The organism is Pseudomonas sp. RL_5y_Pfl2_73 (assembly GCF_963970515.1).
Lineage (GTDB): Bacteria > Pseudomonadota > Gammaproteobacteria > Pseudomonadales > Pseudomonadaceae > Aquipseudomonas.
The window spans coordinates 1-7,874 of record NZ_CAXAPD010000057.1 but is presented as its reverse complement, the minus strand read 5'-3'; the positions used below and the strand labels follow the sequence as shown (position 1 = coordinate 7,874).

Annotated in this window: 6 protein-coding genes and 2 pseudogenes; 2 read left to right on the top strand and 6 right to left on the bottom strand. The window is 46.1% G+C overall.

Going from position 1 to position 7,874, the window contains the following annotated elements; translation table 11 throughout:
* Positions 1 to 325 precede the first annotated feature (325 nt).
* From AACY42_RS27625 to AACY42_RS27605, 5 genes and pseudogenes are all read right to left on the bottom strand, one after another.
* The gene (locus AACY42_RS27625) at positions 326 to 1,540 is read right to left on the bottom strand and encodes an MFS transporter (protein WP_339483658.1); all 1,215 of its coding nucleotides are present in this window, start codon (positions 1,538 to 1,540) and stop codon (positions 326 to 328) included.
* A gap of 135 nt (positions 1,541 to 1,675) precedes the next feature.
* Entirely contained in the window at positions 1,676 to 2,566 is an 891-nt protein-coding gene (gene murI / locus AACY42_RS27620; RefSeq protein WP_339483657.1) for a glutamate racemase, read from the bottom strand.
* A gap of 10 nt (positions 2,567 to 2,576) precedes the next feature.
* On the bottom strand, positions 2,577 to 3,551 hold the full coding sequence (locus AACY42_RS27615) for a TauD/TfdA family dioxygenase (protein ID WP_339483655.1): 975 nt from the start codon (positions 3,549 to 3,551) through the stop codon (positions 2,577 to 2,579).
* A gap of 589 nt (positions 3,552 to 4,140) precedes the next feature.
* Positions 4,141 to 4,388 (bottom strand): annotated as a pseudogene (locus tag AACY42_RS27610) (hypothetical protein).
* Between the two features lie 137 nt (positions 4,389 to 4,525).
* Positions 4,526 to 4,749 (bottom strand): annotated as a pseudogene (locus AACY42_RS27605) (DUF6124 family protein); the annotation flags it as partial.
* Positions 4,750 to 5,140: 391 nt separating this feature from the next.
* Between AACY42_RS27605 and AACY42_RS27600 the strand changes: the two are divergent.
* Positions 5,141 to 5,740, top strand: a complete 600-nt coding sequence (locus AACY42_RS27600; protein WP_339483654.1) for a helix-turn-helix transcriptional regulator — start codon at positions 5,141 to 5,143, stop codon at positions 5,738 to 5,740.
* Positions 5,730 to 6,608, top strand: a complete 879-nt coding sequence (locus tag AACY42_RS27595) for a queuosine precursor transporter (RefSeq protein ID WP_339483652.1) — start codon at positions 5,730 to 5,732, stop codon at positions 6,606 to 6,608. Before AACY42_RS27600 ends, AACY42_RS27595 begins: the two co-directional genes overlap by 11 nt.
* Positions 6,609 to 6,649: 41 nt before the next feature.
* Here the strand turns inward: AACY42_RS27595 and queC are convergent, their stop codons facing one another.
* A complete protein-coding gene (queC, locus tag AACY42_RS27590) occupies positions 6,650 to 7,345 on the bottom strand; it encodes a 7-cyano-7-deazaguanine synthase QueC (protein WP_339483650.1) in 696 nt (231 codons plus the stop codon).
* Positions 7,346 to 7,874: the final 529 nt, after the last annotated feature.

Here is a 7,874-nt window from a genome sequence, read left to right as displayed (position 1 = left end):
CGCCTTGCTGCGCCCGGAAGGGCTGAAAAATGAAGAAAATGGATCAAATTTCGACGCGGGTCGTTTTTTGAAAAGTACTGACGGCTCGATAGCCGGAAAACATCCGGCTATTTCAGACCATCCCTAGGTAAACCTGTAATTTATCAATTGAGGTGGGGAAAATAATCAGAGAAAGGCATGAATTAAGAACCGAGCTTTTGAAGGGCGCCGTAAGGCGCCTTCTTCATTTGTCAGGTCGTAACTGTCTGCTCAAAACGCCTTGGGTAAAGCAATTCATATCTGGCCAATTTATGGAGCAGTTACGGTAATTCAGATCTTCCTTTTCTTATAAATTAGCAATACTTTTTCTGTTTCTCGTTCCGGTTGTAAATAACACAACTGCAGAGAGTAAGGCCAATGCCGCCCAGCCATAGGCATAAGTTCCAAGGCTGTCTCTCGAAAGACCAATGATTGGTGGTACCAATACGACGGAGATCTGATTGGCCGTCATGGCCATCCCCAGTGCGAAGCCCTTGCGGTCAACTGGAGCGGTCTCGGCAACATATGCCACCCATGGACCATACCACCCGTATGCAAAAAATCCTGTTAGGGACATGAGCGAACTCAAGATGATCAGATTCTGGGTTCTCAAAAATGGTAGCAGAATTAGAATCAAACTGACCGCTCCCAGACAAGTTAATACAGGGTAGTATCTCCCAGCCTTGCAGCGGTCACTCCAAGTAGCAAGTACAATTCTTCCCACGATACCTGCTCCTAGTACCACGAAGAACATGATTGTCGCAACAAAGCTGTCGAGGCCGAGTGAAGTGTGAAGATACAATACTAAAAAGACTGAAATGGCGTACTGAGATGCGGTAAGGCTTGCGCCCGACAACATGATGTTCCTCATGGAGGGATCCGTCGCCATCAGTAATCGTGATGAAATTGCCGATCGTAAGTTAATTTGTTTTTTTGAAGGGGAAGCTTGTCCTTCTGGGGACGTGTATAGCAGCATGAATAGAATTGCCCCAAACATTGCAACTACACCGCCCGCGAAGAAGGCCGCCTGAGTCGAGTAATGGAAGGCTATGAACGGAAGCAGTAGTGCCGCCATTGCGCCGCCAAGTGGTAATCCAGCTTGTCGAATGCCCATGGCGAAACCCAACTGACTACCTGCAAACCAATTAGATACTGATTTGCTTCCTCCTGGCTGGGCAGTGCTGTATCCAAGGCCCAGTAGTGTCAGAAATATCAATAGTTCAATGTATGAGTCGGCCAATGCTGCTCCGAACAGTGCGGCCCCAACAATCATTGTTCCAATACCTACAACAAACCGCTCACTGTATCTATCCAATAGCTCGCCGGCGACTAAAAGGCCTATAAGCGGGATCAGCTGTGCTGCTGAAACTAATATCCCTATCTGCCAGTTGCTAAGGGCCATTTCAGCTTGAATATTTAGCGCAATGGAGCCAAACCCTTGCACAAAGAAGCAGGCACAGGCTTGGGCAAAAGTGGCTACTGCCAGGATGACCCATCGATACTGTGTAGTTCGTGTTTTCATGTCTCAGACTTCCTATGTATCATTGCCCCAGCAAAATAGGCTATAGTTGTGGTGCATTAAATTGAATGTGCGCGATCCAATTAGTATAGGGGGCGCGCACCTTCAAAAGTACAAATGCTTGGTTGGCTGTTTCAATTATAAAATGGCGCCGGTGCTAGCGGGTTCTATCGTTCCGAACCCATTTCTTGTAAACGTTGGTAGGTATTTGTCTGCGCCTCGCTTGCTTGTGAATAGAACAGTCTTAAATGGCATATCTGTGGCGATAATTCCTTTCGTTAGAGAAAGTACTTGCGTGGCAAGTTTTTTGGCGGGGTCAGTCCAGTTGTGAGCATTTGGGAAAATTATTTGTAAGTCTTCGATTAAGTGTGGGAAATGAGTGCAGCCTAGAACAACTGTATCAATTGATAGTCGCTGCTCTTCTGTAAGATAACTATCGACCTGTTCGGCGAAGCTAGCTAGACTCATGTCTTCCCCTTTTAATCTAGCCTCTGAGAGTGCTACCAGCGCCTGTGTTGCTATCGGCCATATTTTTGCGCGAAGTTTAGTTTTTTCTATGTTTTTAATAACGTGTTTGCTTTTCATTGTGCTAGGGGTTGCAAGCACAACAATATTTTTGTTCTCTGATGTATCAATCGCATCGACTATGGGGGGGTAGATTAAGAAATAGTTGTGCCTAAGCTTGTCAAACCCATGCTCTAGCAAGGCCATTGAGGCGGTATTACACGCCACAACAATGGCTAATGGGGTCACTTGTACACAGAGTAGATCAAGCAATTTGTGAACCCGTTGGGCAATTGCAAAACCAGGTTTATTCCCATAAGGAAACCATTCGTTATCTGCCACATATAGTAGGTTCGCGTTTGGGATCAGATTTTCTAACTGTCGTGTTACTGTTAAACCGCCTACACCTGAATCGAATACCACAATTGGATTGTTGGAACTTAACAGTTGCGTACCATCAAATATATCTTCACTGCTTAGCCAAAATATGGGGGAGGTGTCGAATGGTGGCATGCCAGCGTCCATGGAGTCCTCTTTATGCATTGATGGCGCGAGTATTTATGGAGCTTCGCATCTCGCGAGACTTCTTCAGGCTAGAAGCGAAAACTACTCTCGCGAGCCAGCGAGCGCCATCGCCGTAATTTGCTTGGAAGGAGTCTCTGGCGTGCACGCAGCGGTAGTTATCAACGAAGAAACAATCCGTTGCTTTGAGTGTGACCGCAATACGATTCTCTGCAAAATGGTTCAGCAGTTTTTCTAAAGCTTGACGTTCGATACCCTCATATTCATTTAAATCTAAGGCAGCAGCATTGACCCTAACGTATGGTGCGTTTTTATGACCGAATAGTATCGCTTGGGAGGTTTCTTCTACTATGTCAGAGGTGTCATGGATGGGGTTGTGAGAGATTTTGAATCTTGGTTCGAATAGTATCTGCTTTTCTTCGGCGTTGAGTACTATTTCGTCGATGCATGAAATAACGGTCGCAACACGTTCGTCGTTACGCATGCAAACGAGTCCTAAGTACTCAGCGCGCGCAGGATGGAAAGCGTCCTCTACATGAAACCCGAAATCTAGAATGGAACCGCTGCTCGAATTGGAGGTTGTTCTATATTCTTTAAGTGGGATAATATTATTGTAAAGGCTGCCGTCGCGCTGTGAGGTAAAACCTATCCCCTCACCGAGTAATGAACCATATATTCCATGTAAAATTTTTGCATCATTCAAGCTGTAGTCTTCATCTAGCTCAATGTACCTAGAGGGGGTTGACCCTGCGCCGTTAGTCAGTACTGGATTGCCGGAGACCAAAATTGCCGCAGCGTCTTCATTCCGCTTGAAGTTATAAAACTCTTCGCGAATCCTTCGTGGCAGTTCCTGAGCATACAAGGTAGCTTTCTCCATAAAGCTATATTGATTAGTCATGGTAGGGTTTTGAATGATCTCATCAAGCAAGCCACGAATCTGGTGTTTTTCTTGGGTGAGGAGCTCTAGGTTTATTATTTTTGTGGTCATGAAGATACACCTTTATATAAAATAAATTACATGTCTGTATTAGGTGGTCGCAACATCTGATTTGTTGATTTTTAGCTATTTTGGTAAGTGTCGAACATTATTTCCATGTGGTGTGGTTGGTCGTAGCGTCTTCTCTGGGTTAGTTAATGTAGTGATTTCGGAGGGAGGCAGTCAACTTTGTTCTGCGTAGGATGTTTCCGGCATTATCGTAAGAGAAAATATAACTTCGCAGTCGTGTGAAGAGTTGATGGTTTTTATCGCAGATTAAAAGTGCTCCATATGGAGAAAACGAGCCCTTAACCCAGCGCCGAAATACCTTATGTCACAAGACGTGTTTAGGCTCAGAAAAAATGTTTGTAGTTTGAGAGGGATGCGGACGCAGCCTACATATTTAGCAAGTCAGGAAAGGTTTTGGATTTTCGTTAAGCTGTATGCCATGTTTGTTTCTTGGCGCCAAATGTTTCGTCGTCCGACACGTGAGCGCTGGCGATTCAGATTTTTGAAGGGGGCCAACAACTTCACTGATTCTTACGCTCAGTTACATGAACAATGGCCGAGGCGTCTATAGGAGCCCTTCTCTTTTTTGAGTTCAAGCTTGCATCTGCAAGCGTCGGCCGACGACATGCAGCAAATCGCAGCCCTCACGCAAAGAGATCACCAGCACGCGAGCCAATTCACTGTAGGCACCCTCTTCGAACGCTAGGTTTTCAAGGAGTTGAGTGGCGGCGCGTATGCGATCAATCGCGGTTTCATGCAAGACATCCAGGGGCGCTTCGGTGTCGATCATAACGAGGCGATGGTGCAGTCGATGCCGGTGACAGGCCTGTATCTTTCCATGGCAAAACCTCCGTGGGTTCAAGAGAGTTAAGTTGAGTGTTTAACGAAGCGTCCTGCAAGCCTACGGGTGGCTCCAGGTTCTCCAAAGCACGATTGACCAGCAACTCGCCCAGCTCTGTCAGTTGTTGCAGGGCCATTGCCATGCTGCGGTGTGCGCCTTGCAGCTCGCCAGCAAGGCCGCGTTCAGCGAGGCGAGGGTTTCGCTGGCGTGGCAGAGCAGGGATTGGGTGTCGACGTTGGGAAGGATTGTGAATACGGGACTGACGGGTCCAGGCTGCTCCTGACTGTGTCGATTGCTGGGTATGAGGTATTCGGTAGCAGCGTCTTCGAAGGGCAGGGTGTCCGAGGTAACCTTTTTCATTTGCAGCTCCTTGCAAGATTTTAAGAAGTCGCCAATCCCATACGTCACACAAGGTGGGTGAAAGCCATACGTTGAGAACGACGGTACGGTCTATTTATTACCAGAAAATTCTATTTTATTAATCAAAATATTGAACATCTGTGTAAATAAATGATTCTTGCGGGGTGGCTGTTTTGAAATTGTTGATATTTCAGTAGGAAAGTTTTTGGTATGACTGTAGGAATTTTCTTTTTTTGTTCTTGTAAGTAATCGTTGCGAGGGTTATGCCATGTTTCTAGCTCTGTTTGTTTTTTTGGAAAGTCAAGCTGTGTAGTATGTCGGTTCCCTTGTGGTTGCTCCCTGGGACTTGGTTGGGGATGTTGTTTATTGCGATTTCAGCGTGGTGATGTATATGTACAAAAGAGACAAGACAGAAAACTTAAAGAATAATATTAGATACCTCATGAGAAGTCGTGGTGAGACGCGGATTTCTTTGTGTAATGCTAGTGGTTTGACCCGGACCACTATATATAACATTTTAGAAGGGCGTGTTGTTAATGTGCAGCAATCTACCATTCGTAAAATTTCCGACTTCTTTGGTGTATCTTACAAAGAAATCGAAACCATTGATTTGGAAGGGAGGGAGGTAATAGAAAGTACTGTTTCTTTATATGGAAATATGAACCCGGCGGCGGTTCCTGTGATTAAACAAAATCAGTTGGTGCAGTATATGAACAAAAGAATTGGCGAGTTGGTCACCATTTGCCCTTTGACCTATTACTTTGGTACTGCTAGCAATTTGATTGGTGTGCGACTTGAAACAGATATCGACGGGATGTACGACTTAGGCGATCTACTGATAGTAAAGAAGGGAGAGCTGAATGGCGAAGGGGAGACTTTGGTTTATAACAAGGAGACAAAAAGGCTCTTTGTGGTTAGGGAGAACTACCGTGAAAGTGATGCTGACTTGATTGTTGGGAGCATAATCGAGGAGCGGTTTAATGGTCTATAACAAAGAAGTCGAAAATGGCAAATATAAGTTGCTGGGCTTCGAAAAAAGTAAAAATCTTGCTGTCATAATGGTCGTTTCGACTGGCAGAGTTGTGAAGGTAAAACTGGCTGATTTGTTGAAAAGTGAAATTGTAGATGATTTAAGTAAGGTGGAAGTGAAGGAGGTTTATAGAAAATTTTACTCTGGAGAGAATACGTTGACGGTGTATGACGTTAATGATCGTCACGAGCGTTCATGGATGACATATGTTGTTCTGAACCTAGTGCTGTTTGCGTTATATGTTTTTACCAATGTTGCGGCGGCAAAGCTGGTGTATATAGAGGCTTTGGATGTAGTAGTAACTCCTGGAGTGTTTCTCTATCCGTTGACATTTCTCGTGGTCGATATATTAAATGAGTCTTATGGGCTCAGGCTCGCCAGGAAAGCTATATACTTTGCTTTCGCTAGCAACGCCTTCATTCTAGTATTGCTGGGTTTTACTAACTGGCTTCCGGGTTTGACAGATTGGCACCTTGAGGCCCCCTATGAGCAAGTTATAGATCATGTACTGTCGGCGCTGGTTGCTTCATCTGTATCATTTTTGTTTTCTGAATATATCAATTCATATTTGTTGAGTAAGATAAAGGAGTTGACCAGCTCAAGATATCTATTTTTGCGAGTGTTGCTTAGCACTTGCTTTGCGGTCATTATAGACAGCTTTCTTTTTTGCTTCATCGCATTTTATGGAGCGTTGGCGAATGACGAAATACTGAAGATAGTCTATGTGCAAATAGCTATAAAAATGTGTTTTGCTATTTTTAATATTTTCCCCGCTTATGCAGCAAGATCGCTATTCAAGAAATACGTTGTCGGCGCTCAACCTGCCTGAGCAGAGCGGCTATCGGTAGATGGCCGCTGGCCTTTTTAGGTTTATAACGCTAGCTTGTTTTTAAATTTGTCTGTGGTTTTTTCGCGATTTCCCAAGAACTCATTCAACCCTTTTGCGCGAAGACTGCATGCATCACAGTCCCCACATCCATTCCCCACTATTCCGTTATAACAAGTCAGGGTGCAGTTCATGATCAATTCCAGTTGATTATGGTAATCCGCTAGCGCCCACGTCTCGGCTTTATTCAGCCACATCAGCGGCGTCTCAATGCGTAGTTTGTAATCCATGCCAGACTCAATGGCGGTGTTCATGGCTTTGATGAAACTATCCCGACAGTCTGGATACCCCGAAAAATCCGTTTCGCACACGCCGGTGATGACCGCTTCAGCCCCCACCTGATAAGCGTAAATAGACGCCAACGTCAAAAACAAAATATTGCGACCCGGCACGAATGTATTGGGTAGGCCATTTTTGGCGCTGTTCGCCGACGGGACAGGAATCTTATCGCGGGTCAAGCTACTGACAGCCAGCTCGTTCAATAAGGTTGTGTCCAGTACCTTATGGGCTGCAACGCCAAAGCGCCGGGCGAGGTCTTTCGCCACTTCGATTTCTGCTCGATGACGTTGCCCATAATCAAAAGTGATGCAGTGGATTTCGTCGTACTTCGGTAATGCATGGATCAGGCAGGTGGTGGAGTCCTGGCCGCCGCTGAAAACGATCACGGCTTTCTTGGTCATTTCCTTCATCCTTGGAATTCCCGGCTATTGGTTGGGATGTGACCGTAGCGCGAAGTTCAAGGGGGTTGGTGTGGGAAGTTTCGGAAATGTGGTGCTCCATTTTCCGAGTTTTGCTTTTTGGCGTTCCGGGAGGCGTTTGCGGTATTTGATTTCTTGCGGTTGTTTGGGGCTGCTGCGCAGCCCAGCGGGAGCAAGCTCCCTCGCCACGAGGGCGGTGTCAGGGCTAGACCCTGTGGGAGCTGAGCTTGCTCGCGATGATGGCTGTACAGCCAACATCACCGGTACTGACCCGCCGCTTTCGCGAGCAGGCTCGCTTGTATGGTAGGACTTGAAGGGAGGAGGAGGGACAAAGCTCGATTCTGACTGTTAGCCGCAGTACAGACCGTGGGAGATTTCACCCCTCCTCCTTTCACCCAAGCGCCGATAAAGAATGCATCTGGCCTAGACCGACGATAGGAACAAGCCTGCGCCTCTGGGTGAACCCTTCAAGTGTTCAAACCTTAGCCCGGAGGATTTTCAATGGCAATGC

Coding starts and splice junctions, on each gene's coding strand:
- AACY42_RS27625 (WP_339483658.1), bottom strand. CDS start 1,540: ATGAAAACACGAACTACACAGTATCGATGGGTCATCCTGGCAGTAGCC.
- murI (WP_339483657.1), bottom strand. CDS start 2,566: ATGGACGCTGGCATGCCACCATTCGACACCTCCCCCATATTTTGGCTA.
- AACY42_RS27615 (WP_339483655.1), bottom strand. CDS start 3,551: ATGACCACAAAAATAATAAACCTAGAGCTCCTCACCCAAGAAAAACAC.
- AACY42_RS27600 (WP_339483654.1), top strand. CDS start 5,141: ATGTACAAAAGAGACAAGACAGAAAACTTAAAGAATAATATTAGATAC.
- AACY42_RS27595 (WP_339483652.1), top strand. CDS start 5,730: ATGGTCTATAACAAAGAAGTCGAAAATGGCAAATATAAGTTGCTGGGC.
- queC (WP_339483650.1), bottom strand. CDS start 7,345: ATGACCAAGAAAGCCGTGATCGTTTTCAGCGGCGGCCAGGACTCCACC.